At 62.7% G+C, this 25,177-nt stretch carries 27 protein-coding genes; 16 read left to right on the top strand and 11 right to left on the bottom strand.

The features are described 5' to 3' along the window. Positions 1-94: 94 nt before the first annotated feature. From R6254_RS13225 to R6254_RS13215, 3 genes are all read left to right on the top strand, one after another. Positions 95-532 carry a hypothetical protein gene (locus tag R6254_RS13225; protein ID WP_318407422.1) on the top strand — a complete coding sequence of 146 codons (438 nt, stop codon included), beginning with the start codon at positions 95-97 and terminating at the stop codon, positions 530-532. A gap of 199 nt (positions 533-731) precedes the next feature. Then, positions 732-1,013: a DUF427 domain-containing protein gene (locus R6254_RS13220; RefSeq protein WP_318407421.1), complete on the top strand. Its 282-nt coding sequence runs from the start codon at positions 732-734 to the stop codon at positions 1,011-1,013. A gap of 20 nt (positions 1,014-1,033) precedes the next feature. After that, a complete protein-coding gene (locus R6254_RS13215; RefSeq protein ID WP_318407420.1) occupies positions 1,034-1,471 on the top strand; it encodes a universal stress protein in 438 nt (145 codons plus the stop codon). A 274-nt stretch (positions 1,472-1,745) separates the two neighbouring features. Here R6254_RS13215 and R6254_RS13210 read toward each other — a convergent pair whose 3' ends face one another. The 3 genes from R6254_RS13210 to R6254_RS13200 all read right to left on the bottom strand — a co-directional run bounded on the left by R6254_RS13210 (position 1,746) and on the right by R6254_RS13200 (position 3,953). Continuing rightward, on the bottom strand, positions 1,746-2,501 hold the full coding sequence (locus R6254_RS13210; protein WP_318407419.1) for an SDR family NAD(P)-dependent oxidoreductase: 756 nt from the start codon (positions 2,499-2,501) through the stop codon (positions 1,746-1,748). Between the two features lie 34 nt (positions 2,502-2,535). Beyond that, complete coding sequence (locus R6254_RS13205) at positions 2,536-3,189, bottom strand: protocatechuate 3,4-dioxygenase (RefSeq protein WP_318407418.1); 654 nt, start codon at positions 3,187-3,189, stop codon at positions 2,536-2,538. A 62-nt stretch (positions 3,190-3,251) separates the two neighbouring features. Further along, positions 3,252-3,953, bottom strand: a complete 702-nt coding sequence (locus tag R6254_RS13200) for an RluA family pseudouridine synthase (protein ID WP_412103167.1) — start codon at positions 3,951-3,953, stop codon at positions 3,252-3,254. Positions 3,954-3,995: 42 nt separating this feature from the next. Between R6254_RS13200 and atpE the strand changes: the two genes are divergently transcribed. Beyond that, entirely contained in the window at positions 3,996-4,238 is a 243-nt protein-coding gene (atpE, locus tag R6254_RS13195) for a F0F1 ATP synthase subunit C (protein ID WP_318407416.1), read from the top strand. Between the two features lie 6 nt (positions 4,239-4,244). Here atpE and R6254_RS13190 read toward each other — a convergent pair whose 3' ends face one another. The 3 genes from R6254_RS13190 to R6254_RS13180 are packed head-to-tail and all read right to left on the bottom strand — an operon-like array spanning position 4,245 to position 6,068. Continuing rightward, a complete protein-coding gene (locus R6254_RS13190) occupies positions 4,245-4,544 on the bottom strand; it encodes a VF530 family protein (RefSeq protein ID WP_318407414.1) in 300 nt (99 codons plus the stop codon). 9 nt (positions 4,545-4,553) lie between these two features. Continuing rightward, complete coding sequence (locus tag R6254_RS13185) at positions 4,554-4,697, bottom strand: hypothetical protein (RefSeq protein ID WP_318407412.1); 144 nt, start codon at positions 4,695-4,697, stop codon at positions 4,554-4,556. Positions 4,698-4,757: 60 nt separating this feature from the next. Next, positions 4,758-6,068: an NAD(P)/FAD-dependent oxidoreductase gene (locus R6254_RS13180; protein ID WP_318407411.1), complete on the bottom strand. Its 1,311-nt coding sequence runs from the start codon at positions 6,066-6,068 to the stop codon at positions 4,758-4,760. A gap of 141 nt (positions 6,069-6,209) precedes the next feature. On the opposite strand from R6254_RS13180, the gene R6254_RS13175 reads away from it, so the two are divergent. Then, the gene (locus R6254_RS13175) at positions 6,210-6,977 is read left to right on the top strand and encodes an alpha/beta fold hydrolase (protein ID WP_318407410.1); all 768 of its coding nucleotides are present in this window, start codon (positions 6,210-6,212) and stop codon (positions 6,975-6,977) included. A 114-nt stretch (positions 6,978-7,091) separates the two neighbouring features. On the opposite strand, the gene cynR is transcribed toward R6254_RS13175, so the two are convergent. Then, complete coding sequence (gene cynR / locus R6254_RS13170; protein ID WP_318407409.1) at positions 7,092-7,988, bottom strand: transcriptional regulator CynR; 897 nt, start codon at positions 7,986-7,988, stop codon at positions 7,092-7,094. A gap of 150 nt (positions 7,989-8,138) precedes the next feature. Here cynR and R6254_RS13165 point away from each other — a divergent pair, with 150 nt between their 5' ends. The 5 genes from R6254_RS13165 (at position 8,139) to R6254_RS13145 (ending at position 13,141) form a co-directional block, all read left to right on the top strand. Continuing rightward, entirely contained in the window at positions 8,139-9,320 is a 1,182-nt protein-coding gene (locus tag R6254_RS13165) for a muconate/chloromuconate family cycloisomerase (RefSeq protein WP_318407407.1), read from the top strand. An 11-nt stretch (positions 9,321-9,331) separates the two neighbouring features. Continuing rightward, a complete protein-coding gene (gene catC, locus R6254_RS13160; RefSeq protein ID WP_318407405.1) occupies positions 9,332-9,607 on the top strand; it encodes a muconolactone Delta-isomerase in 276 nt (91 codons plus the stop codon). Between the two features lie 33 nt (positions 9,608-9,640). Then, positions 9,641-10,627, top strand: a complete 987-nt coding sequence (locus tag R6254_RS13155; RefSeq protein WP_412103166.1) for a Bug family tripartite tricarboxylate transporter substrate binding protein — start codon at positions 9,641-9,643, stop codon at positions 10,625-10,627. 61 nt (positions 10,628-10,688) lie between these two features. Next, positions 10,689-11,603: a dioxygenase family protein gene (locus R6254_RS13150; RefSeq protein WP_318407404.1), complete on the top strand. Its 915-nt coding sequence runs from the start codon at positions 10,689-10,691 to the stop codon at positions 11,601-11,603. Positions 11,604-11,908: 305 nt separating this feature from the next. Beyond that, positions 11,909-13,141, top strand: coding sequence for an MFS transporter (locus R6254_RS13145; RefSeq protein ID WP_318407403.1), 1,233 nt, complete (start codon positions 11,909-11,911; stop codon positions 13,139-13,141). A 103-nt stretch (positions 13,142-13,244) separates the two neighbouring features. Here the strand turns inward: R6254_RS13145 and R6254_RS13140 are convergent, their stop codons facing one another. After that, positions 13,245-14,531 (bottom strand): c-type cytochrome, encoded by a 1,287-nt coding sequence (locus tag R6254_RS13140; protein ID WP_318407402.1) that lies wholly within the window; start codon positions 14,529-14,531, stop codon positions 13,245-13,247. Further along, positions 14,528-15,289: a c-type cytochrome gene (locus R6254_RS13135; RefSeq protein ID WP_412103165.1), complete on the bottom strand. Its 762-nt coding sequence runs from the start codon at positions 15,287-15,289 to the stop codon at positions 14,528-14,530. Before R6254_RS13135 ends, R6254_RS13140 begins: the two co-directional genes overlap by 4 nt. 147 nt (positions 15,290-15,436) lie before the next feature. Between R6254_RS13135 and R6254_RS13130 the strand changes: the two genes are divergently transcribed. After that, complete coding sequence (locus R6254_RS13130; RefSeq protein WP_318407401.1) at positions 15,437-16,873, top strand: aminotransferase-like domain-containing protein; 1,437 nt, start codon at positions 15,437-15,439, stop codon at positions 16,871-16,873. Positions 16,874-16,875: 2 nt separating this feature from the next. Here R6254_RS13130 and R6254_RS13125 read toward each other — a convergent pair whose 3' ends face one another. Further along, entirely contained in the window at positions 16,876-17,955 is a 1,080-nt protein-coding gene (locus R6254_RS13125) for a M14 family zinc carboxypeptidase (protein ID WP_318407400.1), read from the bottom strand. 112 nt (positions 17,956-18,067) lie between these two features. Beyond that, positions 18,068-18,364, bottom strand: a complete 297-nt coding sequence (locus R6254_RS13120; RefSeq protein ID WP_318407399.1) for a 2Fe-2S iron-sulfur cluster-binding protein — start codon at positions 18,362-18,364, stop codon at positions 18,068-18,070. A gap of 322 nt (positions 18,365-18,686) precedes the next feature. On the opposite strand from R6254_RS13120, the gene R6254_RS13115 reads away from it, so the two are divergent. From R6254_RS13115 to R6254_RS13095, 5 genes are all read left to right on the top strand, one after another. Then, the gene (locus R6254_RS13115) at positions 18,687-19,208 is read left to right on the top strand and encodes a chemotaxis protein CheW (RefSeq protein ID WP_318407398.1); all 522 of its coding nucleotides are present in this window, start codon (positions 18,687-18,689) and stop codon (positions 19,206-19,208) included. 22 nt (positions 19,209-19,230) lie between these two features. Next, the gene (locus tag R6254_RS13110; RefSeq protein WP_318407397.1) at positions 19,231-20,934 is read left to right on the top strand and encodes a methyl-accepting chemotaxis protein; all 1,704 of its coding nucleotides are present in this window, start codon (positions 19,231-19,233) and stop codon (positions 20,932-20,934) included. Positions 20,935-21,083: 149 nt separating this feature from the next. After that, a complete protein-coding gene (locus R6254_RS13105) occupies positions 21,084-21,605 on the top strand; it encodes a chemotaxis protein CheW (RefSeq protein ID WP_318407395.1) in 522 nt (173 codons plus the stop codon). Positions 21,606-21,648: 43 nt separating this feature from the next. Beyond that, the gene (locus R6254_RS13100; protein WP_318407394.1) at positions 21,649-23,325 is read left to right on the top strand and encodes a methyl-accepting chemotaxis protein; all 1,677 of its coding nucleotides are present in this window, start codon (positions 21,649-21,651) and stop codon (positions 23,323-23,325) included. A 95-nt stretch (positions 23,326-23,420) separates the two neighbouring features. Beyond that, positions 23,421-25,106, top strand: coding sequence for a methyl-accepting chemotaxis protein (locus R6254_RS13095; protein WP_412103164.1), 1,686 nt, complete (start codon positions 23,421-23,423; stop codon positions 25,104-25,106). Positions 25,107-25,177 lie beyond the last annotated feature (71 nt).

Here is a 25,177-nt window from a genome sequence, read left to right as displayed (position 1 = left end):
CCGGCAAAGCCGGTTCCGCGGCCCCGGCTGGATTAATCGCATTCAGCGCAGCGTCGCTTACGGCTTACCCTGTTTACAAGAAATAAACCCCTCTATGAAACCTCTCAAAATTCCTTTGATCGCGGCTGGCTTTTTCGCGTTGTCCGCGATGTGGGCTGGCGCGGCCATGGCTGCCGGCCCCTACGCGACGGCCACCGTTGAAGGCGCGCTGGCGCCGGGCGTCTACGGGCGCATCGAAATCGGTAACGCATCGCCCCCGCCGCTGATTTATGCGCAGCCTGTCATCATCCAGCGCCCGGCGGTGGTAGTGCACCAGCAGCCGATGTATCTGCATGTGCCGCCTGGCCATGCCAAAAAATGGTCCAAGCATTGTGCCAAATACAACGCCTGCGGCCAGCCGGTGTATTTTGTGAAAGTCAACGGCGACGATGACTATGAGCGCGGCAAAGACAAGCACAAGGACAAACATAAACACAAAGGTGATAGGGATGACCAGGGGCGAGGCGAGAAGCACGGCCGGGGCCGCGACTGAGTGGCTCATGTCGCTGTCTCGCCAAAAAGCGCCGGTGCCCGTCACCGGCTTTTTTTGACTGTTATTCTTGTCGGGAAGGCTTCATAAACCCCCGGGCTGGCGCGGCCCATGCCAGGGGGCGTAGCATGGAGCCCTATTCCCATATTCCCCGATCAACACAGCAGCCTCAACATCAGCATTGAGCGGAAAGAAAGACTTCATGAAAGCCATCTGGAACGGCGCAGTGATTGCGCAAAGCGACGACATCGTGACCATCGAAGGCAACCATTATTTCCCCGAAAGCGCGCTGAACCGCGATTACGTGACCTTTAGCAACCACCACACCATGTGTGCCTGGAAAGGGCAGGCGAGTTATTACTCGCTGCTGGTCAACGGTGAAATGAACACCGACGCCGCCTGGTATTACCCCGATCCCAAACGCGAAGCGGAAGACATCAAGGGCCGCGTCGCGTTCTGGAAGGGTGTGAAGATCGAAGCCTGATTTTTAAGGAGTTCGTGATCATGTTCAAACGCATCCTGTTGCCGGTGGATGGCTCGTCGACATCGCGCACCGCGATCGGCAAAGCCAGCGGCCTGGCACAAGCCTTTCAAAGCACAGTGACGGTGATTTACGTGATCAATCCTTATGCCTTCAGCGGCGTGGGCACCGACTTTTCTTATGGCCAGGCGCAATACCTCGATGCCGCCACGGCCGAGGCCCATGACGCACTGGCCGGGGCCACGCTGGTGCTGGAGGCGGCCGGTGTCCCGGTCGAAACCTCTGTCGTCGAAAACCACGTCATTTACCGCGGCATCCTGGAGGCCGCGAGTGCGGCCGGGGCCGACCTGATCGTGATGGGCTCGCACGGGCGCCGCGGGCTGGACAAGTTGGTGCTGGGCAGCGTGGCCGCGCAAGTGTTGTCCCACGCCCATCTGCCTATCCTGGTGGTGCGCGATTGAAATCTTGACCCGGCAGTGCAGCCAGGTTAGGCATAAAATCGACCTCCACCCCACATCCCACGGGCGCAAGCAGCTATAAAAACAGTAGCGGAAAGCTGGCGGAGCCACGTAATTTTCCGACGGGCTGCCCCTAGGAAAATTAGCCCCCTTGGGGGGCAGCGCAGTACGCGAAGCGACAAGCGTGGGGGCTTTATTTTTCCGACGGGCTGCCCCTAGGAAAATTAGCCCCCTTGGGGGGCAGCGCAGTACGCGAAGCGACAAGCGTGGGGGCGACTCAATCCCGGACGTCGGCCACCGGCTGGCTGCCAAAATCCGGCCTGGCCAGATAGGCCAGCACCTGGCTGGCCGCGTCTTCCGGTGAGCTGAGCAGGCCCTTGCTTTTGAGCTGGAGGAAATTGCCCTGATCCGGAAACACGGATGTGTCGGCGCTGCGAAGCTGGACCTGCATGTCGGTGTCGATGATGCCGGGCGCGAGCGAACAGACGGCCGCGCCGTTGGGCTTGAGCGCTTCTTCCAGCGCCAGGCAGCGCGTGAAGTGGTCCATGCCGGCCTTGGCCGCGCAATAGGCGGTTTGCGAGGCCATGGGCTTGCGGCCCAGTCCCGATGAGATGTTCAGCACCTTGCGCTTGGCCGACCAGCTTTCGGTGGCGCGCAAAAAGGCCGAGCTGAGCTGCATGGGGGCTTCCAGGCCAACACTCAGGGCCTGGCGCAAATCGTCGGCGTCCGCATCGCTCAAGGGGCTGATGCGCGGCACCACGCCGGCGTTGTTGATCAACACGGCGCTGGAAAAACCGGCGTTGACCTGCTCACGCAGCCATTGCTCCAGCCGCGCACTGAGGTTGACGCTGTTGGCCAGGTCTTCCGACCATTGCAGCAGGGCCGTGCCGGCCATCTGGGCCTGCGCCGCCAGTGTGTCGTTGGTTTTGCGGGAGATACACAGCAGGGTGTTGCCCGGTATGAGCAACTTTCTGGCCATGGCCAGGCCCATGCCGCGCGAGGCACCGGTCAGGATAAAAAGATGTTGGGTCATGGCTGCCGATATTAACCGCCATGCCAGGGTCTTGTCAGGTCGCGACCACGATAGCAAAACTGGCCCGCAAGCCGTCGCTGCCCGGCGCAAATGACACGGTCAGGGCGGCACGCTCGTCGGCACTCAGGTTGCGCCACAGGAAGTCGCGCGTATTGCCCGGGTCGTCCGCGACATACAGCTGGGTGGTCAGCAGCTCGCGCTGGTCGAGTTTGACCTTGACATGGATATGCGGCGTGCGGCCGCTGTAGGCGACCGGACGGATGGTGCGAAAGCGGTAGTGGCCGTCGGCAGCCACCGTCACGCGGCCAAACCCTTGAAACCGGCTGTCGGCCCTGGCCCCGTCTCCGGGGTGGTGGTAGTGGCCGGCGTGGTCGCATTGCCAGATCTCCACCTGCGCGCCGGCCACCGGCCGGCCGGCGAGGTCGCTGACACTGCCGTCGAGCCAGGTGCTTTGGCCGTCCGAATAATTCAGCGCGCCGTTGCGCAGCAGGTCATAGTCAGTGTCTTTCGGAAAAACCACCGGGTAAAACGGGCCTTCGGTTTGCGCCGGTGTGGCGCGGCGGCTCGGGGCTGGTTGGGCGCGTGGACCCAGCCACAAGGCAGGCGCGGCCACCAGGGCCGCCGCCACGGTGCGGCGGCGCAGCAGCGGCGGGGAGCTTGCTGAAAAACGCGGTGTTGGAGAGCGCATCAAAATCCTCCGGTGGTTTGCGTGGGACGCAGCCGGTGCGGCGAAGTTCCCCGGGTTTTCCCTCAAAAAGGCACGGCACTTTCAAACTGCAACAGCACGCCGCTCACGGGATGGGTCAGGCGTAGCGCGCAGGCATGCAACAGCAGGCGGTCGGCGCGGGCCTGCACCAGGGCCGGGGCGTACAACTGGTCGCCGAGGATGGGATGGCCCAGCGCCTGCAGATGCACACGCAGCTGGTGCGAGCGGCCGGTGATGGGCTCCAGCCGCAGCCGGGTGCAGTCGGCCGCATCGTCGTAATGTTGAACCTGCCAGCGTGTTTTGCTGGGTTTTCCCAGCAGCGTATCAATCACACGCAAGGGTCGCCGCGGCCAGTCCACCGCAATCGGCAGGTCGATCAGGCCCCAGCCATCTTCGAGGGGCAGGGACGGGTCAAGCCGGCCTTGCACCACCGCTTCATAGGCCTTGTGCACCTGGCGTTCGGCAAAGGCGTGGCTCAGGCTGCGTTGTGCGGTGCGGCTGCGCGCCATCAGCAGCAGGCCAGAGGTCGCCATGTCGAGACGGTGCACCACCAGCGCGTCGGGATAAAGCCGCTGGACCCGGGTACTCAGGCAGTCCTGTTTGTCTTCGCCCCGGCCCGGTACCGAGAGCAGGCCGGCGGGTTTGTTCAACACCAGCAGGCTGTCGTCGGCATGTAGCACCTCCACACCTTCAGGCGCTGCGCCATGACCTGTGAGGTCATTGTTTTGCAATACACCGGCCATCATGATTCAGTCATCAGCAAGTTGGAAACCCAAGGAGAAAAAAGCATGACAGATGCAGGCGCCATTGCCATGGCATGTGGTTTGATCATCGGCCTGGGCGCCATTGGCGCCTGCCTGGCCCTGGGCCAGATGGGCGGCCGATTTCTGGAAGCCTCTGTGCGCCAGCCCGAATTGATGGAGCCGCTGCAGGGCAAGATGTTTTTGCTGGCCGGCCTGATTGACGCCAACTTGCCTGTAGGGGTCGGCGTGGCCATGATGATGCTGTTCGCCAACCCGCTGGGCGTTTAGAGCCGTTTAACCCTTGCTTTTCGGCGGCGGAAAGTTGTGGACAGTCGGGCCGGCGCGCCGGACCTCGCGCAGCATGAAGAGGTAAAGGCCTTCGACTTTTTCGCGGGCCCACGGGGTTTTGCGCAAAAACTTCAGGCTGGACGCCACGCTGGGATCGCTGGTGAAGCAGCGGATATCTATGCGCTGGCCGAGTTCTTCCCAGCCATAATGCGCCGCCAGCGCGGTGACCATGGCCTCCAGCGTGACGCCGTGCAACGGATTGTCCGGCTGGGCCGGGCCCGCTGCTGGCGTATCGGGCTGCGTCATGCCGCCCGCTTACTTATTTTTCAGCTTGCCGCGCAAGGGGACTTGCGTGACAACGGTCGGACGCACCGCGTCAGGCGACACCGCTTTCGGGGGCGAGGTGTCTTTCTTCGGTTTTTTGACCATCTTGTCTTTGTTCTGTTGACCTTTAGCCATGCTGTGCTCCTGTGGGGTTGCCTTGCGGCAAGGGGTGAGTGGGTGGGTAGGGATAGATTATCAATGCAACTTGATACGCGGGCGATGGGTGCGGTCAATCATTTCGGACAGCGTGATCAGCATGGTTTTTTTCCAGCCGCCCAGCGCCAGCTGATGCTGCTTGTGTAATCCCCAATACATCAGTTTGGCCAACTGCCCTTCGATGAAGAAGCTGCCCTTGGTCAGGCTGCCCATCAGGCTGCCGACCGAGGAATATTCGGACAGTGACACCAGCGAGCCCTGGTCCTTGAAGACAAAAGGCGAGACCGCCTCGCCGCGCTGCAGCCGCGGCAAAGCCTGCACCAGGTACATGGCCTGCTGGTAGGCGGCTTGCGCGCGCGGCGGCACCCAGGTGCCGTCCGGCTGCTGGCAGGCGGCGCAGTCGCCAAAAGCAAAAATGCTGGGGTCCAGCGTGCTTTGCAGGTTGCCGTTGACCACCAGCTGATTCAGCTTGTTGGTCTCCAGCGGTGCGCCATCGCCCAGGGTGCGCAGGAAATCCCCGGCCTTGACACCGGCGGCCCAGACCGTGAGGCTGGAAGAAATCACCTTGCCGCTGGCCATCTTCAGGCTGTCGGCAGTGACTTCCACCACTTTTTCATTGGTGTGAACCTCAATCGCCAGCTTGCGCAATTCGCGCATGGCCGACTCGCTCAGGCGTTCGGGCAGCTGCGCCAGCAGACGCGGCGAGGCTTCGATCAGCACGATCTGCAAATCCTTTTCCGGGTGAATGTGGTCAAAGCCGTAACTGGCCAACACCCGGGCCGCGGCATGGAGTTCGGCCGCCAGTTCAACCCCGGTGGCGCCACCGCCGACTATCGCCACCGTCAGGCGGCCGCTGCCGGCGCTGCGCGGCACGGTTTGCGCACGTATGCAGGCGTTGATCAGACGGTCGTTGAAACGTTTGGCGGCTTGCGGGCTGTCCAGCTTGATGGTGTGTTCGGCCGCGCCCGGCGTGCCGAAGTCGTTGGTCTGGCTGCCCACGGCAATCACCAGCGTGTCGTAGGACAGTTGCTGCGCCGGGGTGATCTCGCGCCCGGCCTCGTCATGGCTGGCGGCCAGTTGCAGGGTTTTGTTGTGGCGGTCCAGGCCCACCAGACGGCCGAGACGAAACTTGAAATGGTTCCAGCGCGCCTGCGCCAGGTATTCGATCTCCTCCGCATGGGTGTCGAAACTGCCGGCGGCCAGCTGGTGCAGCAACGGTTTCCACACATGGGTACGCGCCGCATCGACCAGCGTGATCTCGGCCAGGCTTTTTTTGCCCAGGCGTTTGCCCAGTTGGGTGGCCAGTGCCAGACCGCCTGCGCCTCCCCCGACGATGACGATGCGTTGCATGAACTTTCTTCCTTGGCGCCAGCGCCAGCAGTGGTGTGAGGGTGTCCATGTTAACTGCCGCCGGAACAGCACCCCGCCGGCGTGAACTGGCGGAGATGGGCATAATCCGGCCATTTTCACCACGCTAGGGAAGCCTCCAACATGCCGCAACTCCATTTCATCCAGCAAGGCCAGGGGCCTACCGTCGTCTTGAGTCACGCCCTGGGCTGTGACCTGCAGATGTGGGACGAGGTCGCCACGGCCCTGCAAGACCGCTACACCGTGCTGCGTTACGACCACCGCGGCCATGGCCAGTCGCCCGCCAGCAGCGGCGCCTTCAACATGGACGACCTGGCCGATGATGCGGCTGCGCTGATCCAGCAACAGGTCCAGGGCCCGGTGCATTTTGTCGGTCTGTCCATGGGCGGCATGACGGCGCAAGCGCTGGCCGCCCGCCATCCGGCGCTGGTGCGCAGCATCACCGTGGCCAACTCAGCCAGCAGCTACGATGCGGCTGCAAAGGCCGGCTGGCAAACCCGCGTGGATACCGTGCTGGCCCAGGACATGGCGGCCATCGCCGACGGCGCCTTGCTGCGCTGGTTCACGCCTGAATTCCGTGCCGATGCCCAGGGCAGCGTCCGTGTGGCCGCCTTGCGTGCCGTGTTGCTGGGCACGGCCCCCGTGCCTTACGCCGCCAGTTGCACGGCCGTGGCCGGCATTGCGCTGGACGAGAGCAACCGCCGCATCAGCTGTCCGGCGCTGGTGATTGCCGGCACGCGCGACGAGGCCACCCCGCCCGCGCTGTCCGAAGCCATCGCGCGCAACATTGCCGGTGCGCAACTCGCCAGTCTGGAGGCTTCCCACTTGAGCGCGGTGGAGCAACCGGCGCAATTTGCGCAGCTTGTCAGCGCTTTTTTTGCGGCCCACTGAGACAGAGGGTTGCTATCAAGTAGATAGCTGTCTGCGCTTGCAGGATACGGGCTGGAGCGCTATTTTCTTATGAACTCACGCGCTCGCCGCAGCTTTTCAGCGTAGCGCGCCGCCCTATCGCAACAGCGGGCCGGACGGCCGGCCCGCGGGTCGGAGCAGGGCGGCAAACTCCTGTGCCGCCAGGCTGCGCGAGGCCCCGCGGCGCCACAGGATGCCCGCGTGCCGCACGATTTGCGGCGACGTCAGGGGGATGGCATGCAGGTCTGGGGCCAGCCGCGCCGACCGGTCGGGCACGATGCAGGCCAGGTCCCCCCAGCGGCAGACATCGATCAGGCCTTCCACCGACTCCATCTCGACCCGCACCAGCGGCACCACCCCGGCCCCGCGCAGGCTGTCGTCGATGAGGCGGCGCGTGGCGAAGACCCGCGGCAGCATGGCCAGCGGCACGTTCGCCAGGCCTTTCAGTGTCAGCGTGCGCCGGCGGGCCAGCGGGTGCTGGCGGTTGACGACCAGTTGCATGCGCTCCTCGAACAGACGCTCGGTCTCGATTTCCTCGCGTTCGGTCGGGTAGAAGGCGATGCCGACGTCGAGCTGGCCTGCGACCAGCAGTTCCTCGATGGGACCGGCGCGCAGGTCGCGCACCACGATGCTGACCTTGGGGTAGGCCATGCTGAAGGCCGCCACCGCGGCCGGCACCAGATTGTGGAGAAAGGTCGGGATGACCCCCACCGTCAAGGACCCCGATTGCAGCCCGGTCATGTCGGACAGCGCCATGCGGCCGGCCTCGATTTCCTTCAGCGCGCGTGCGGCATAGACGCGAAACGCCGCGCCCGCCTGCGACAGCTTGAGGCCCCGGCCCAGGCGGTCAAACAGCTGGATATTCAGTTCCTGCTCCAGCTGGCGCAGGCCGTGCGAGAGCGTGGACTGCGTGACAAACAGGTTTTGCGCCGACAGCGTCAGGTGTTCGGTCTGCGCGATGTCCAGAAAGTAGCGGAGTTGGCGTATCTCCATGGGGAGCCCCTTGTTCGTTCGAAGTTATCGAATGATAAGTCCCAAATAAATCATTTGAACGTGATGCGGAATAAATCTAACCTCACGTTTCATGGACTCCTGCATGGAGTCATCGCCTCTTTCCCGGATTCAGAAAAAAGGTACTCAACGATGCACAGTCGTTTCACAGTAGAACGCATGCAGGCGCGGATTCTCGACATCCCGACCATCCGCCCGCACAAGCTCTCGTTTGGCTCCATCAGCCGCCAAAGCCCGGTGATCGTGCAGGTGTGGCTGGCCAATGGCGCCAGCGGCTTCGGCGAGGCGGCCACCATAGGCGGGCCTTCGTGGAACGAAGAGTCACCCGAAAGCATTCAGCATGCCATCGGCAACTACCTGGCGCCGGCCCTCATCGGCCAGGATGCCGGTGGTTTTGAAGCCGCGCTGGCACGCATGGACAAGGCCTGCAAAGGCAATGCCTTCGCCAAGAGTGCTGTCGAGATGGCGCTGATCGACGCCGTGGCCCGCACGCTGGACCTGCCGGCCTGGCAGCTGCTGGGTGGCAAGGTGCACCAGAGTTTGCCCCTGGCCTGGACGCTGGCCAGCGGCAACGTCGAGCGCGACCTGGAAGAGGCCCACCGCCGCCTCGAGGAAAAACGCCACCGCATTTTCAAGATGAAGATAGGCGCGCGCGCACCCGCCGATGACGTGGCCCACGTCACACAGATCGCGCTTGGCCTGCAAGGCAAGGCCACTCTCACCGTGGACGTGAACCAGGCCTGGGACCACAACACCGCCCGCCGTTACCTGCCGCAGCTCATTGACGCCGGTGTGTCGCTGATCGAGCAGCCCGTGGCCCGCTGGAATGTGGAAGCCCTCAAGGACCTCACTGCCACCTTGCAAGGCGCGCTCGTGATGGCCGACGAAACCGTCTGTACCCCGCATGACGCCATGATGCTGGCGCGCGCCAAGGCCAGCCACGTGTTCTCCCTCAAGGTCGCCAAACACGGGGGCCTGCTGCGTACGCGCCAGGTGGCCGCGGTGGCCGCGGCAGCCGACATCGGCTGGTACGGCGGCACCATGCTGGAGACCTCGTTGGGCAGCGCGGCTTCGGCCCATGTGTTTTCCACACTGACCGGTGCACACCACGGCTGCGAGTTGTTCGGCCCCCAATTGCTGGTGGACGACATCGTCGACAGACAAATGCCCATTGTTGACTTCGAGCTGCAGCTGCCAGACGGCCCAGGCTTCGGCGTCAACATCGTTCCGGCCCAACTGGAGCGCTTTGACCGCGCCCGCCAGGGCCTCACTCCCGTGCATGTCGACATGGCAGCACACATTACCCCAGCCTGAGGAAATCAAGCATGTTGTTTCTGGTTCGTATGGATGTGAACATCCCGCGTGATCTTCCCGCCGATGAGGCCAACGAGATCAAGGCCCGCGAAAAGGCCTATTCACAAGACTTGCAGCGCGATGGCCGCTGGAAAAGCATCTGGCGCGTGGTGGGCGAATATGCCAACTACAGCATCTTCGATGTGTCGTCGAACGACGAACTGCACCAGTTGCTGCAAGGCCTGCCGCTGTTCCCGTTCATGAAGATCGACGTCACGCCCCTGGCCGCGCATCCCTCGGCCATCTAAGCTTTTTCACTTTTTTCAAGAGACACTCTTATCATGATGAAACGACACATGCTGGCACTGCTGGCCTCCGGCCTGGCCATGACCGCTTTGCCCGCCGCACACGCCCAGGCCCCGAGCGCCGACTGGCCCAACAAACCCATCCGCTGGATTGTTCCTTTCCCACCCGGCGGTGCCATGGACGCGATCGCCCGTACCCTGGGTGAAAAAGCCGGCAAGGCGCTGGGCCAGCCTTTTGTCATCGAAAACCGCGCTGGCGCAGGCGGCAACATCGGTGCCGACTACGTCGCCAAACAGCCCGGCGACGGCTACACCCTGATGATCACCTCCATCGGCATGGCCACCAACAAGCCGCTGTACGGCAAGCTCAGCTACGACCCGATCAAGGACTTCGCGCCCGTGAGCCTGTTGGCCGTGGTGCCCAATGTGCTGGTCACCAACGCCACGCAGCCCAATGTCAAAAACGTCGCCGACGTGATTGCCGCCGCACGCAAGGCGCCCGGCAAGCTGACCTACGCCTCGGCCGGCAATGGCACCTCCATCCACCTGGCCGGTGAAGTGTTCACCTCGCTGGCGAAGATCAACATGCTGCACGTGCCTTACAAAGGCAGCGGCCCGGCCGTGTCCGATCTGCTGGGCGGCCAGACCAACTACATGTTCGACAGCATCACCTCGGCGCGTCCCCACATCCAGTCGGGCAAGCTGCGCGCCCTGGGCGTGACCACCGCCAAGCGTTCCAGCTCGCTGCCGGATGTGCCCACGCTGGCCGAAGCCGGCTTGCCTGGCTACGAGGTCTCGCCCTGGTTTGCCGCGTTCATGCCGGCGTCCACGCCCCCCGCCATCGTCAACAAGCTCAATGCCGCCTTGCTGGATGCCATGAAGCAGCCCGATGTCGTGGCTCGTTTTGAAGCCATTGGCGCCGAAGCCGTGGGTTCCAGCCCGGACGAACTGGCCAAACACCTGGCCAAGGAATCTGCGCGCTGGAGCAAGCTGATCACCGAACGCGGCATCAAGCTCGATTAAGTCCCGGGGGGCGCAAGCCCCTGTTTTTTCAGTCAGAACATCGTCTGCAGGAGACCCCACCATGGCCGAATTCACCAAAGAACAACTGCTCGAACTGGTCAACACCCACAAAACCGCCGAAGGCAATGCCCGCGTGCGCGCCATCACCCAGCGCGTCGTGAGTGACCTGTTCCACACCATCGACGCGCTTGACGTGACGCCCGATGAGTTCTGGAAGTCCATCGAGTGGCTCACCCGCATGGGCCAGACCGGCCAATTCGGCCTGCTCACGGCCGGACTCGGGTTCGACCGGCTGCTGGACATCCGCCAGGACGAAGCCGACGCCAAGGCCGGGCGTGTCGGCGGCACGCCGCGTGCCATCGAAGGCCCGCTTTTTGTGGCCGGCGCACCGCAGTCCAAAGCTGAAGTGCGCCTGGACGAAGGCGAACCCAAGGGCGAGGTGTTTGTGATGGAAGGCCAGGTGCTGGACCTGGCTGGCAAGCCCGTGGCCCATGCCTTGGTCGACGTCTGGCATGCCAATGAGCAGGGCGGTTACTCGCACTTCTTCCCCGGCATGAAGCCCTACGAGCTGCGCCGCCGCATCGAGACGGATGCCGAAGGCCAGTACCGTTTCCGCACCTTCCTGCCGCCTGGTTACGCCATTCCGCCGAACAGCCCGATTGCCGAGTTGTTCACGGCGCTGGGTCGCCACGGCAACCGTCCCGCGCACATCCACTTCCTGGTGGTGGCGCCTGGCCTGCGTACGCTGACCACGCAGGTCAACATTCCGGGCGACACCTACATTGACGATGACTTTGCCTTCGCCACGCGTGATGGCCTGATCGTTGAGCTGGAAAAGAACGTGGCGCCGGACGGGTATGAATCGCTGGGAATCGATGCGCCGTTCACCCGCTCGCGTTTCAACTTCGTGATGCAAAAAGCCGTCGACAAGAACGAAGCGCTGCCGCTGACCCGCATGGAGCGCGTGGCCACCTGACAGGTACAGGTACGCGCGCCCGTGAAACCCGACAGGGTTTTGCCCAGCACACGGCTTCCATCGCATGATGGAGGCCGTTTTTCTTTGGGCGCCCAGCCAGGGTGAACACTTGCGGGGGCAGGGCCCACCGCGAAGGGATGACCGCAAGTGGCAGGCACCTGGACGGATCGCGCTGCGCTGTCTGGCGCAAGTTTATTGATGAAATATGTCTGTAGCCCAACAACAGTGGGCGCAGATAGCTATAAAAAACAGAGCAAGCTGTGGGCCGGCAGAAAGTCGGACCCGCTGTTAAGCTTCAGGCCCCCATGCCCATCCCCACTTTCAAAGACCTGACCCGCCAGCGCGCTTTTATGCGTTTCTGGTTCGCACGCCTGTTCGGCACCACCGGCAACCAGATGCTGATGGTGGCCGTGGGCTGGCAGATGTATGAGCTGACCGGCAGCGCCTGGGACCTGGGCCTGGTCGGGCTCTACCAGTTTGCGCCGGCGCTGCTGCTCACGCTGGTGGCCGGCCATGTCGCCGACCGGGTACACCGCGGCCGCATCATTGCCGCCTGCCTGCTCGCCCAGACCGCCGTGGCGCTGAGCCTGGTCGCTGCTACGCAGGGTTGGGGCGGGTCCGCAAGCTGGGCTTCGCGCGACTTGTTGCTGGGCCTGTCGGTGGTGCTGGGTGTGGGGCGCGCCTTTCAGATGCCGGCGCAGCAGGCCCTCACCCCCATGCTGGTGCCGCAAGCTTTGTTTCCGCGTGCCATGGCCTTCAGCTCGGCCGGCATGCAGGCTGCCGTGATCGGTGGACCGGCCCTGGGCGGCGTGATTTTTGTGGCCGGTGCCTCGGCGGTTTACGCCACCTGTGCTTTTCTTTTTGCCACCGGCTGCGTGCTGGTCGCCTTGCTGCGTTACGACCATGTACCCCTGCCGCGCGAGCCGGTGTCGCTGCGCACCTTGCTGGCTGGTGCGGCCTTTGTCTGGCGGCGCAAGGCCTTGCTTGGGGCCGTGTCACTGGACCTGTTTGCCGTGTTGCTGGGCGGCGCCGTTGCCCTGCTGCCGATTTACGCCAAGGACATCCTGCATGTCGGGCCTTGGGGCCTGGGGCTGCTGCGTGCGGCGCCGGCGGCCGGTGCCTTGCTGGCCTCGGTGTTGTTGACACGCTGGCCGCTGAACCGGCGCGTCGGGCCGACCATGCTGGCCGCCGTGGCGCTGTACGGCCTGTGCATGGTGGTCTTTGGCCTGTCCACCAGCTTTGTGTTGTCCCTGGGCGTGTTGGCCATCTCGGGCGGCGCCGACATGGTCAGCGTGGTGGTGCGCCAGACGCTGGTGCAGATCGAAACCCCCGATGCCATGCGTGGCCGGGTCAGCGCGATCAACTCGGTGTTTATCGGTGCTTCCAACCAGCTCGGCGAATTTGAATCCGGTGCGACGGCGGCCTTGCTGGGGCCGGTCGGCTCGGTGGTGCTGGGCGGGATAGGGACCGTGCTGGTGGCGGCCTTGTGGTTCAAGGCTTTCCCGCAACTGGCGCAGCGTGACCGCATGGTGGACTGAATATCGCCCACACGTTCGTTCTACTAACGTGTAACTCTCTGCCCCCAAGGGGGCTCATTTCCCTTGGGGCGGCCCGGCGGGAAATGGCGGGCGCTGATTTGGCTTATTTATTCTGATTGGCGCGTATGCGGTTGACTTCCAGCGTTGTGACTTCGCTGGCCTGGTTGCGCCAGGACTGGCGGATATGGGTGAGCACGGCGGCGATGTCGCTGTCGTTCAGCACCAGCACAAAAGGTGGCATGCCAAAGGGTCGCGGGTTGCCTTCGGTGGCCGGTGCAAAGCCGCCGTTCAGCACGATCTGCACAAGATTGGCAGTCGAAGGCATGGTCACGGCGCGGTTGCCCGACAGCGCCGGGTAGGCATTGGGCACACCCTGGCCCTTGTCGCCGTGGCACTGGGCGCATTGTTGTTCGTAGAGCTTGGCGCCGCGTACCGCCACGTTGGCGGCGGCGGGCAGGGCCATCGGTTTGGCCGCGCTGTCTGATGCTGGCGCCAGTTCTTTCAAAAACTGCGCCATCGCGCCCAGGTCGGCATCGTTCAGGTATTGGGTGCTGCGCAGCACCACCTCGGCCATGGGGCCTGAGGTCGAGGCACGGGGGGAGACGCCGGTTTTCAGCAGGCTGACGATGTGTTGCCGGTCCCAGTCACCGACACCGGCTTCAAAGGGCGAGGTCAGCGCCGGGGCGTACCAGTTTTGCATGGGGATCAGGCCACCGGCCAGGTCCAGCCCTTGGTCGCTGGCGCCCATGGCGTTGCGCGCCGTGTGGCAGGCGGCGCAATGGCCCAGGCCTTTGACCAGATAGGCGCCGCGGTTCCACTCGGCGCTGCGGCTGGTATCGGGCTGGTAGACGCCGGGGCTGAAAAACAATGCGCGCCACACCGCCAGTGCCGCTTGCGACTGGTAGGGAAAACGCAGCCCGTGCGGCGGGTTGCTTTGCGCCACGGCGGGCAGGCTGCCCAGGTAGGCAAACAAGGCGTCCGAATCCTCGCGTGTGACCTGGGTGTAGCTCGGGTAGGGGAAAGCCGGGTAGAGCAGGCGGCCGTCTTTGGAGCGGCCGTTGTGCATGGCGCGCCAGAAGTGTGCGGGCGACCAGCTGCCGATGCCGGTTTTTTCGTCGGGGGTGAGGTTGGAGGTGTAGACGGTGCCAAACGGCGTGGCGATGCCGCGCCCGCCCGCATAACTGGCGCCGCCGCGTGACGTGTGGCAGGTCATGCAGTTGCCGGCGCGCGCCAGGTAGGCACCGCGCGCGATCAGGGTGTCGCTGGGCGCGGCCGCAGCCACCGGTGTTTTGACATTCACTTCGTCGCGCACATTGAGCGACCAGACCAGCGCGGTGAGGGCGGCGAGCAGCAGAAGGGCGCCCAGCGCCCATTTCAAAAGTTTGTTCATGGCTGGGTTTTTAATGCGGCGGCGGGCGCGCTGCCGCAGGTCATGGCGATGGTGCCCGGCACAGGCGCGGGCAGGCTGGTGGCGGGATGGGTATTGGCCGGCAGGGGCTGGGCCGACAGCCAGTGGGAGACGGCGTTGATGTCGTCCAGGCTCAAGCGCTCCACCACCTCTTTCATACAGTCCGGTGCGTGGGCGCGGCGCTGGCCAGCTTTCCAGGCACCCAACTGGGCATTGAGGTAGTCACGCGGCAAACCCAGCAGGCCGGGGATGTTGGGCACCACGCCGGTCATGGCCTGGCCGTGGCATTGCACGCAGGCCGGAACGCGGCGCGCGGCATCACCTTCCAGCACCAGTCGTTGGCCCTGGCTCAGCACGTCAGTCGAGGTCTTGCCGGGCACGGGCGCCGGGTAGGGCACATCCAGCCGCGAAAAATACGTGGCCATTTCCATCAGGTAGGTATCGCTGAGGGGTTCCAGCAACTGGGTCATCAGCCCGTAGTGGCGCCGGCCATCGCGGAAGTTGAGCAACTGGTTGTACAGATAACCCGCGGGTTTGCCGGCCAGGCGCGGGTAATAACCGTCCGGTGCGGCGCGGCCTTGCGGGCCATGGCAGGCGGTGCAGGCCATGGCGCGTTGGGCGATGGTGTTTTCAAAAGGGGCTGGGGTAGCCGCGGCAGCCGGGCTGGGGCCCCAAGCCATCAGGCAGGCCAGCAAGCCGGGCACGGCCGAACGGCGTGCAAAAGAAAAGATTGTTGCCATAAGCCTGAATCATGCGCCACAAGTGCCGCCAAGGTAAGACTCAGATGCGATGTAAAAAACCATATCAGATGCGTAAATTCTGAAAATTACAATATCAGATTTTGCCCAGCCTGGCGGGCTGGCGGGACAGCACATGGCGGAAGCTCAATGAAACGTTACGAACAACTGGTGGAACTGCTGGCCACCGACATCCGCAACGGGCGCCTGGCCCCGGGCACCCGTTTGCCCTCGATCCGCACCATCACGGCCCAGCACGGCCTGAGTGCGTCCACGGCCTTCAAGGCTTATTACCGGCTGGAAGAAAAAGGCCTGGTGCGGGCCCGTCCACGTTCCGGTTATTACGTCATTGGTCCGGCCAGCCAGCCGCTGGCCGCCTTGGTCGCGGCGGCCAAAACGTCGGCCCGCGTCGCGCCCCGGCTGGACATCAGCGAGCTGGTGTTTTCGGTGCTGGGCGCGGTGCAGGACGCCGACATCGTGCCGCTGGGTTCGGCTTTTCCGGCGACCGAGCTGTTTCCCCTGCAGCGGCTGGGCAAGTCGCTGGCGCGCACGGCACCCCGCATGTTTGGTCAGGACATGGTGACACACCTGCCGCAAGGCCACCCGGCTTTGCGCCAGCAAATTGCGCTGCGTTACCTGGCCATGGGTTTGTCCCAGCCGGCGGATGACTTGATCATCACCAGCGGCGCACTGGAAGCGCTCAACCTGTGCCTGGCGGCGGTGGCCCAACCGGGCGATTTGGTGGCGATCGAGTCGCCGGGTTTTTACGCGGGTTTGCAGGCGCTGGAACGCCTGAAGATGAAAGCGCTGGAGATCCCCGTGCATCCGCAGGACGGGCTGGACCTGGCCGCATTGGAAGCCGCGCTCAAGCAGCATCCAGTCAAGGCCTGCTGGTTCATGACCTCGTTCCAGAACCCGACAGGTGCCAGCCTGCCGCTGGAGAAAAAGCAGGCGCTGGTGGCGCTGCTGGCCAGCCATGGCATTCCGCTGATCGAAGACGATGTGTATGGCGAGTTGTATTTCGGCCATCGCGCGCCGCTGCCCGCCAAGGCTTTTGACCGCAAGGGCCTGGTGATGCATTGCAGCTCTTTCAGCAAGACGCTGGCGCCGGGTTACCGCGTGGGCTGGGTGTCGCCAGGGCGTTTTGGCCAGCAAATCGAAAGGCTCAAACTCATGACCACCTTGTCGGCCAGCCTGCCGACGCAACTGGCCCTGGCCGATTACCTGCAGCATGGCGGTTACGACAAACACCTGCGCAAATTGCGCCACGCCATGGAGTCGCAACTGTCCAGCCTGCTGGCGGCGATTGCGCGTTATTTTCCGGCGGGGGTGCGTGTCTCGCGGCCGGCCGGCAGTTATTTTGTCTGGGTGGCGTTTGATCCTGGTTTTGATGCGCTGGCCCTGCACCAAGCGGCGCTGTTGCACGGTATCAGCGTGGCGCCCGGGCCGATATTTTCAGCACGCCGCAACTACCGGCATTGCCTGCGCCTGAACTGCGGCCACCCCTGGAGCCCGCGTTTTGAAGCGGCGATGCAAACCCTGGGCACCTTGGCCGCGCAGCAAAGCCCGTACGCTGCGGCGGGCTGAACTCAGGCGGTACGGCCAGGGCGCTCCGGCCGCCAGTGCGCGGTGGCCTGTTGCAGCAAGCGCTCACGCTGCTCGGCCTGCGGCAACCAGCCGGGCGCGGCAAAGGCGACGCGGGTGAGGAAATCCAACAGGTCGGCATGACGGCGCAACACCCGTTGGGTGCGGTGCGTCTTGATGGGGTTGAAAATGCCGTGTTTGGACAAAAGCTGGCGCGGATTTTTGCGTATCCACAACCACGAGCCCAGCTCCAGCGTCATCGGCAAAAACACATGGCCGGCCGGCGTGTGCTCGTAAGCATGGTCCCAGAGGTCGCCGTGTAACAGGTATTGTTTGCTCTGAGGCTCGAAGCGGTAGTCGTGGTGCGGATGTGACTGTTTCAGCATCGTTTTGAGCCGCCACATCTCGGCCAGGTGCGGCATCAGGCGGCGGGTTTTGGCATAGGGAAACCAGAGGCTGTCACTGAAGCCGTAACCCGAATGGCAATCCAGCGCCAGGCTGAAAGGCCGACAGGCCAGTTGTTCGCGCACCACTTGCAGCAGGGCCGCACTTTCGGTTTCCAGGGGCGCACCGGGCCGGCCGCAATACCAGGGCAGCCATGGACTCCAGGTTTGGCCGCCGGCCAGAAAAGGCACGGGGTATTCGGCCCGGTGCGGCGCATTGCGCATCAGGTCCACGCCGCGCGGGTTGGCACGTTGCTGCGCCCACATGCCACCGGGGTTGACGATGGGCATGAAGATCAGCCGGATTTTTTGCAACTGCTGCTGCAGCAGCGTGTCCCAGGCCAGGCGGAACAGCAGGGCGCGCAGGTAATGCAGGATCAGTTGTGTGCCTATACGTTCCAGGCCGTGGATGCCGCCGAAAAAACCAAGCGCCGGCGCGTCTGGGGCGCTTGAGCCGATGCTGGCGGTATAGACCGGAAACGAGGGGCCGGCGGTGTGTACCTCGGCCACTTCATGCACCTCCAGATGCGCCGCGCCGGCCAGCAGCAGGGCCTTGAAGTCTTCGTGTTCGGCAAACGTTGCCCCAGCGTCGGGGGTGCGGGACAAGCGGTGCGCATCGGCAAGGGGCGGCGAATCATGCATGGGGCCATCCTTGCAGGCTTGTGTGACAAATCACTGCACAGCCTCAGACGCTATGAAAAGAAGAGCTGCTTGCGACCGTCCTTCCTGGTCTGGAGCCTGTTTTTGCTCGTAACTAAAGGGCCGGCAACTCTATCACCAGATCCGACAGCGGGTAGGCGACGCAGGGCAGGATGTAGCCCTCGCGTTTTTCGTCGGCGCTCAGACCCGGCCACGCGATCCGGTAGTTCACCTGCCCGCTCTCCAAGCGACAGATACAGCTGCGGCAGGTGCCATTGCGGCAGGAACTGCCGAGTTCTATGCCGGCTTGTTGCGCCGACAACAACAGCGGCTGGGACGCCGGCGCGTCAAATCGTTGCCCCTGCGGCTCCAGCCGGGCCTGAAAAGTGGGGTCGAGGGGCGCTGCGGACATGGTTCGAGTTTAGGTGCGCCTGGCGGGGGCGACATCAAGCCAGCAAGCTGCGTGCGCCATGTCGTGACGCCCCATTCCAGCGGCCCAAGAACGACGTTACATATCAATAAGACGCCAATCCGGTTCATTTATCGACCAATTGTCGGTAGAACTAAAGGATTAAATTTAAATGCCCGTCTTTCCTGGCGCCTGAACCCATTGAACAAGAGCCGTGGTGGTGATGTTGCTGGAGGACGGCGCTAGTCATCTGGCTAGAGGAAAAGCAGGTCCAGGCCGGATGCCGGCAGGACCCTCATTATTGAAACTTCAAACGGGAGTGCATATGCACACGACAACAAGCCACCCCCACCCCGCAACCGCGGCGGTGACGCCTGTGGGCGCTGCGGCGACCCGGGCGCTGGAGTTCCTGGCCTTCAAGCTGGGCCAGGAAGAGTACGGCATCGATATCCAGAAGGTGCAGGAGCTGCGCGGCTACGACGCGGTCACGCGTATTGCCAATGCGCCGGAACACATCAAAGGGGTGGTGAACCTGCGCGGCATCATCGTGCCGATCATCGACATGCGTATCAAGTTCAAGCTGGGCACACCAACCTACGACCCCTTCACGGTGGTGATCATCCTGAACATCGCCAGCCGGGTCATGGGCATGGTAGTGGACAGCGTCTCGGACGTGATTACCTTGACGCCCGAACAAGTCAAACCGGCACCCGAGATGGGGGCTGTGCTGGACACCGAGTACCTGATTGGTCTGGGCACGCTGGACGAACGCATGCTGATCCTGGTCGATCTCGACAAGCTCATGACCAGTGACGAGATGGGCCTGCTTGCCCAACCAATTCAATGAAGAAACCACGGAAAACAACATCATGAACAATCTCAAAATATCCACCCGCCTGATGATTTTGATCGGCATCCTGTCCGCATTGCTGGTGGCTATTGGCGGCGTGGGCCTGCTTGGCATTAGCCAGTCCAACGAAGCGCTTAAAACGGTGTACGAAGACCGCACCGTGGCCACGGGGCAGATTGCTGAGATCAACCGGCTGCTGCTGCGCAACCGGCTGGCCATTGCCAGCAGCATCGCCATCCCGAGCCCCGAGAGCTTCACCAAGAACCTCAACGAGGTCGAAGTCAACCTGACGGCCATGGCCAAGGTGTGGGAGAGCTACGTGGCGACCACTCTCACGCCGGAAGAAAACAGTATCGCCAAGAAATTTGCCGACGACCGTGCCAAGTTCGTGCAGGAAGGCCTCATGCCCGCCGTGGCCGCCCTGCGCGCCAACGATTTGGAGCGCGCCAAACAGATCGTGATCGAAAAGATTAGCCCACTCTTTCCACCTGTGCGTGACGGCGTCGATGCCCTGATGAAGATGCAGCTCGACGTCGCCAAGGTGGAGTACGACGCTGCCGTGGCCCGGTATCAAACCATCCGCATGCTGGCCATCAGCGCCATCGTGGCCGGCGTACTGTTTGCCGTGCTGTTCGGCCTGACCCTGATTCGCGGCATTTCACGCGCACTGCGTCAAGCCATCGACGCGTCCAATGCCGTGGCCCAGGGCGACCTGACCCATTCCATCCGGGTTGAAGGCAAGGACGAAGTGGCCCAGTTGCTGACCTCTCTCTCGGCCATGCAGTCCAGCCTTTCCACCATTGTGGGGAATGTGCGCCAGGGATCGGACACCATCGCCACCGCCTCAGGCCAAATCGCCTCCGGCAACCAGGACTTGTCTTCCCGTACCGAAGAACAAGCCAGCTCCCTGGAAGAAACCGCAGCCTCCATGGAAGAACTGACCTCCACGGTCAAACAAAACGCCGACAACGCCAGGCAGGCGAACCAGTTGGCGGTGTCTGCCTCCAGCGTTGCCGTGCGCGGCGGCAGCGTGGTCGCCGAAGTGGTGGGCACCATGGGTGCGATCAATGCGTCTTCCCGCAAGATTGTCGACATCATCGGTGTGATTGATGGGATTGCTTTCCAGACCAACATCCTGGCTTTGAATGCCGCGGTCGAAGCCGCGCGCGCTGGTGAACAGGGTCGAGGGTTTGCCGTGGTCGCGGCCGAAGTGCGCAACCTGGCCCAAAGAAGTGCTGCCGCCGCCAAAGAGATCAAAACCCTGATCGGTGATTCGGTCGACAAAGTCGAAGAAGGCAGCAAACAAGTGGCCGAAGCCGGCAAAACCATGGACGAGATTGTCGACAGCGTCAAACGGGTGACCGACATCATGGCCGAGATCACCGCCGCCAGCCAGGAGCAAACCTCGGGCATCGAACAAATCAACCAGGCCATCACCCAGATGGACCAGGTGACCCAGCAAAACGCCGCTTTGGTCGAAGAGGCTGCTGCTGCCGCTGCTTCGCTGCAGGAACAGGCCAGTGGGCTGTCGCAGGTGGTGAGCGTGTTCAGACTGGACCGCGATCAGCGCCACTCCATGGCCCAGGCCGGGCGCGCGGACCCCGCTGCCCAGAGTCGCGTCCCGACACCGTCGCCCACACCCAGGCTTGCCGGACGAGGCGCCAAATCCCAGCCTTCATTGAAGCTGGCTGCTGCTTCCTCGGGGGACTGGGAAACGTTCTAAGGAGAGTCGGGAAAACCCCAGGGCGAAGGCCCTTGAGTTTCTCCAGCTTTGGCCGTTAGACAGAGGTAGGTCTCGGTTATCGGCATTGCCTTTCAGGTCCAAGTCATGCGGACGATTGGTCGGGCGTGCCATTCCTTCAAGGAGTGCTTATGCACGCGACAGAAAGCAAACATCATCCCACGGCGCTGGCCGTGTCGTCTCATGGCCTATCAGGCGCCAGGGCACTGGAATTCCTGGCCTTCACACTGGGCCAGGAAGAGTACGGCATCGATATCCAGAAGGTGCAGGAGCTGCGCGGCTACGACGCGGTCACGCGTATTGCCAATGCGCCGGAACACATCAAAGGGGTGGTGAACCTGCGCGGCATCATCGTGCCGATCATCGACATGCGTATCAAGTTCAAGCTGGGCACACCAACCTACGACCCCTTCACGGTGGTGATCATCCTGAACATCGCCAGCCGGGTCATGGGCATGGTAGTGGACAGCGTCTCGGACGTGATCACCCTGACGCCGGAACAAGTCAAACCGGCACCCGAGATGGGGGCTGTGCTGGACACCGACTACCTGATTGGCCTGGGCACGCTCGATGAGCGGATGTTGATCCTGGTCGATCTCGATCGCCTCATGACCAGCGATGACATGGGCCTGGCCGAGATGGCGTCCGCCTGAAAACCTCCAACACCTTATCTGCCCAACTCTTCAAGAAACCAACATGTCATTCGCAAATTTAAAAATAGGCACACGCCTGGGCCTCGCCTTCGCCCTGATCCTGCTGATTCTGGCCGCCATCGTGGGCCTGGGCTTGAACTCCATGAGCCGCATCGAAGCCCGCTTGAACCTGATCGTGGATGAATACAACGTCAAGAGTTTTGCGGCCAATGAGATGGTGGACAACTTCAGGGACATCGCCCTGATCGCCAACACCATCGTGCTGCTGGAAGACGCAGCCGGCATGCGTGAGCAAAATGACAAGCTGAAGCTTGCCCGTCAAAAATACGGCAAGGCCAAGGAGATCCTGCTCAGCATCCGCATGGATGCCAAAGAAAAAGAATTCATGGAAAAGCTGGACCAGTCCATCAAGGTGGCTGCGCCCTTTGTGAACAAAGTGGTCGAGTTGGGCCTGCAGAACAAGGGTGCCGAGGCGACGGAGATATTCATGAGGGACTCCGCGCCGGCCACGCGCCGGGCCATTGCGGTCATTGACGAGCTGGTGGCCTATGAGCGCGTGATGATCCATGAGGCCTCAGCACAGAGCAAAACCGAATATGCCCAGGCACGCCTGCTGATGCTGGTGATGGGTGGTCTGGCGATTGCCTTGGGCGTGTTTGTGGCCTGGTTCATCACCCGCTCCATCACGCGGCCCATCAATGACGCCGTGAGAGTGGCGCAAACCGTCGCCGCCGGCGACCTGACGAGCCAGATCGAAGTCAGCAGCCGGGACGAAACCGGCCAACTGATGCAAGCCTTGAAAGCCATGAATAACAGCCTGGCCAAGGTGGTGGGTGAAGTGCGTCAAGGCACAGACACCATCGCAACCGCCTCGGGCCAGATCGCCTCCGGCAACCAGGACTTGTCCTCGCGCACCGAAGAACAAGCCAGTTCCCTCGAAGAGACGGCGGCGTCGATGGAAGAGTTGACCTCCACGGTCAAACAAAACGCCGACAACGCCAGGCAGGCGAACCAGTTGGCGGTGTCTGCCTCCAGCGTTGCCGTGCGCGGCGGCAGTGTGGTCGCCGAAGTGGTCGGCACCATGGGTGCCATCAATGCATCGTCCCGCAAGATTGTCGACATCATCGGTGTGATTGATGGGATTGCTTTCCAGACCAACATCCTGGCCCTGAATGCCGCGGTCGAAGCCGCGCGCGCTGGTGAACAGGGTCGAGGGTTTGCCGTGGTCGCGGCCGAAGTGCGCAACCTGGCCCAGCGCAGCGCTGCCGCCGCCAAAGAGATCAAAACCCTGATTGGTGACTCCGTCGACAAAGTCGAAGAAGGCAGCAAACAGGTGGCCGAAGCCGGCAAAACCATGGACGAGATTGTCGACAGCGTCAAACGGGTGACCGACATCATGGCCGAGATCACCGCGGCCAGCCAGGAACAGACCTCGGGCATCGAACAAATCAACCAGGCCATCACCCAGATGGACCAGGTGACGCAGCAAAACGCCGCGCTGGTGGAAGAAGCGGCCGCCGCTGCGGCTTCGCTGCAGGAGCAGGCCAGCGGGCTGTCCCAGGTGGTGAGTATCTTCAAGCTGGACAACGAACAGCAAATCCATGTGGCTCAGGCCAGACGTCCGGCGAGCAGTCAGCGAAAAAAATCCCCGATGCAGCCACCCGCTGCCAAACAGGCGATTGCCGCTCCGGCGGCCGCTGGGGATTGGGAAACGTTTTAAGCCGGACTTGTCCGTCTAGGGCTTGATATTTTGAGGGTCGGCCTCCGCAATGGGTGTGGGGGCCTTCCCACGTATAAACCAAATGAAAGATGCACGTGAAACTTAGAACCAAGATGATTGTCGTGATGGTGCTGGTCTGCGCCTGTTTCACATTCGCCATCGGTGTGGCGCTTGTCGGAATGCAAAACGCCAAAAGTCGATTCGAAAGTTTTTTGGCGCAAGACCAGGCCTTGCTGCAGGCCGGCAGCAACCTCTACGCGCAAGGTTTGCAAATGGGCCAGGCTTTGCGAAACATCGTGCTGGACCCCGCCAATAAAAAAGCCCATGAAAACCTCAGGGTCGCCAGCAGCGAATTCAAGGATTCCCACGACGCCGCCTTAAAGCTGGCCAGCGCCGATGCACCGGCCCTGGCGATCTTGCAGAAGGTGGGGGCCTTGCGCGAGAAACAGGCCTTGCTGCAAACCAGGATTGCCGAACTTTCCGTCGGGGACTTGAATGCGGCCATGACCCTTTTGAACACCGAAGAAACGCCGGCCTGGCGCGAAATGCGCGCGCAGTTGCAGATATTCATCAAGGACAAAAATGCGGCCGCCGACAACGCCGAATCGGAGCTGCGCGCTGCTACCCAAAAAATGCTGATCATCAGCCTGGTGATGGCTTTGGTGGCCATTCTGCTGGGCGCTGGTGTCACCTTCTGGTTGACCCGCAACGTGATGAAACAACTTGGCGGCGAGCCGGATTACGCGGCCGAGATTGCCACCAGCATAGCCGCCGGCAATTTGTCGGTGAATGTCAACATCCAGACGAACGACAGGTCCAGCCTCTTGTTCGCCATCAAAAGCATGCGCGACAGCTTGGCCAAAGTGGTCGGCGAAGTGCGTAGCGGCACAGACACGATCGCCACGGCCTCCAGCCAGATCGCCTCCGGCAACCAGGACTTGTCCTCGCGCACCGAAGAACAAGCCAGTTCCCTGGAAGAAACCGCAGCCTCGATGGAAGAGCTGACCTCGACCGTCAAACAGAATGCCGACAACGCTCGCCAGGCCAATCAGTTGGCTGTTTCTGCCTCCAGCGTCGCCGTGCGCGGCGGCAGCGTGGTCGCCGAAGTGGTGGGCACCATGGGCGCCATCAATGCGTCGTCAAGAAAGATCGTTGACATCATTGGCGTGATCGACGGTATTGCTTTTCAGACCAACATCCTGGCCCTCAACGCCGCGGTCGAAGCCGCCCGGGCCGGCGAACAGGGCCGAGGCTTTGCCGTGGTGGCTGCCGAAGTGCGCAACCTGGCTCAAAGAAGTGCTGCCGCCGCCAAAGAGATCAAAACGCTGATCGGTGATTCGGTAGACAAAGTCGAAGAAGGCAGCAAACAGGTGGCCGAAGCCGGCAAGACCATGGATGAGATCGTGGACAGCGTCAAACGCGTGACCGACATCATGGCCGAGATCACCGCGGCCAGCCAGGAACAGACCTCGGGCATTGAACAAATCAACCAGGCCATCACCCAGATGGACCAGGTGACCCAGCAAAACGCCGCGCTGGTGGAAGAAGCCGCAGCGGCTGCGGCTTCCTTGCAGGAGCAGGCCAGTGGTTTGTCGCAAGTGGTCAGTGTCTTCAAGCTGGACCATGCGCAGGCGACGGTGTCGGTGCCGGTACGTGCCACACAAGCCCGGGTGGCACCGACCTTGAAGCCGCAGCCGCGTCAACGGGTGATGGGCGCTTTGCCGGTCAGGTCCATGGCGGTGGCCAGGTCTTCAGTCGCGGGGGACTGGAAAGAGTTCTGATTTTTTACACTTGAAACCGCCGATGTTTGGGGTGGGCCGGCGGCCAGGGAATTGTTGGGACCGGGGCGTGG

The organism is Polaromonas potterensis, from assembly GCF_033446725.1.
In the GTDB taxonomy this organism is placed as follows: Bacteria; Pseudomonadota; Gammaproteobacteria; order Burkholderiales; family Burkholderiaceae_C; genus Polaromonas.
Note: the sequence above shows the minus strand (reverse complement) of the source record. Positions and strands in the feature narration are given on the sequence as shown.

What these genes read in the sequence shown, in the direction of transcription:
- R6254_RS13100 (WP_318407394.1), top strand. Translation starts at nt 21,649, where the DNA reads ATGTCATTCGCAAATTTAAAAATAGGCACACGCCTGGGCCTCGCCTTC.
- R6254_RS13120 (WP_318407399.1), bottom strand. Translation starts at nt 18,364, where the DNA reads ATGTCCGCAGCGCCCCTCGACCCCACTTTTCAGGCCCGGCTGGAGCCG.
- R6254_RS13150 (WP_318407404.1), top strand. Translation starts at nt 10,689, where the DNA reads ATGGCCGAATTCACCAAAGAACAACTGCTCGAACTGGTCAACACCCAC.
- R6254_RS13225 (WP_318407422.1), top strand. Translation starts at nt 95, where the DNA reads ATGAAACCTCTCAAAATTCCTTTGATCGCGGCTGGCTTTTTCGCGTTG.
- R6254_RS13155 (WP_412103166.1), top strand. Translation starts at nt 9,641, where the DNA reads ATGATGAAACGACACATGCTGGCACTGCTGGCCTCCGGCCTGGCCATG.
- R6254_RS13140 (WP_318407402.1), bottom strand. Translation starts at nt 14,531, where the DNA reads ATGAACAAACTTTTGAAATGGGCGCTGGGCGCCCTTCTGCTGCTCGCC.
- R6254_RS13115 (WP_318407398.1), top strand. Translation starts at nt 18,687, where the DNA reads ATGCACACGACAACAAGCCACCCCCACCCCGCAACCGCGGCGGTGACG.
- R6254_RS13215 (WP_318407420.1), top strand. Translation starts at nt 1,034, where the DNA reads ATGTTCAAACGCATCCTGTTGCCGGTGGATGGCTCGTCGACATCGCGC.
- catC (WP_318407405.1), top strand. Translation starts at nt 9,332, where the DNA reads ATGTTGTTTCTGGTTCGTATGGATGTGAACATCCCGCGTGATCTTCCC.
- atpE (WP_318407416.1), top strand. Translation starts at nt 3,996, where the DNA reads ATGACAGATGCAGGCGCCATTGCCATGGCATGTGGTTTGATCATCGGC.
- R6254_RS13175 (WP_318407410.1), top strand. Translation starts at nt 6,210, where the DNA reads ATGCCGCAACTCCATTTCATCCAGCAAGGCCAGGGGCCTACCGTCGTC.
- R6254_RS13220 (WP_318407421.1), top strand. Translation starts at nt 732, where the DNA reads ATGAAAGCCATCTGGAACGGCGCAGTGATTGCGCAAAGCGACGACATC.
- R6254_RS13200 (WP_412103167.1), bottom strand. Translation starts at nt 3,953, where the DNA reads ATGATGGCCGGTGTATTGCAAAACAATGACCTCACAGGTCATGGCGCA.
- R6254_RS13185 (WP_318407412.1), bottom strand. Translation starts at nt 4,697, where the DNA reads ATGGCTAAAGGTCAACAGAACAAAGACAAGATGGTCAAAAAACCGAAG.
- R6254_RS13105 (WP_318407395.1), top strand. Translation starts at nt 21,084, where the DNA reads ATGCACGCGACAGAAAGCAAACATCATCCCACGGCGCTGGCCGTGTCG.
- cynR (WP_318407409.1), bottom strand. Translation starts at nt 7,988, where the DNA reads ATGGAGATACGCCAACTCCGCTACTTTCTGGACATCGCGCAGACCGAA.
- R6254_RS13190 (WP_318407414.1), bottom strand. Translation starts at nt 4,544, where the DNA reads ATGACGCAGCCCGATACGCCAGCAGCGGGCCCGGCCCAGCCGGACAAT.
- R6254_RS13180 (WP_318407411.1), bottom strand. Translation starts at nt 6,068, where the DNA reads ATGCAACGCATCGTCATCGTCGGGGGAGGCGCAGGCGGTCTGGCACTG.
- R6254_RS13210 (WP_318407419.1), bottom strand. Translation starts at nt 2,501, where the DNA reads ATGACCCAACATCTTTTTATCCTGACCGGTGCCTCGCGCGGCATGGGC.
- R6254_RS13130 (WP_318407401.1), top strand. Translation starts at nt 15,437, where the DNA reads ATGAAACGTTACGAACAACTGGTGGAACTGCTGGCCACCGACATCCGC.
- R6254_RS13135 (WP_412103165.1), bottom strand. Translation starts at nt 15,289, where the DNA reads ATGGCAACAATCTTTTCTTTTGCACGCCGTTCGGCCGTGCCCGGCTTG.
- R6254_RS13110 (WP_318407397.1), top strand. Translation starts at nt 19,231, where the DNA reads ATGAACAATCTCAAAATATCCACCCGCCTGATGATTTTGATCGGCATC.
- R6254_RS13145 (WP_318407403.1), top strand. Translation starts at nt 11,909, where the DNA reads ATGCCCATCCCCACTTTCAAAGACCTGACCCGCCAGCGCGCTTTTATG.
- R6254_RS13205 (WP_318407418.1), bottom strand. Translation starts at nt 3,189, where the DNA reads ATGCGCTCTCCAACACCGCGTTTTTCAGCAAGCTCCCCGCCGCTGCTG.
- R6254_RS13165 (WP_318407407.1), top strand. Translation starts at nt 8,139, where the DNA reads ATGCACAGTCGTTTCACAGTAGAACGCATGCAGGCGCGGATTCTCGAC.
- R6254_RS13125 (WP_318407400.1), bottom strand. Translation starts at nt 17,955, where the DNA reads ATGCATGATTCGCCGCCCCTTGCCGATGCGCACCGCTTGTCCCGCACC.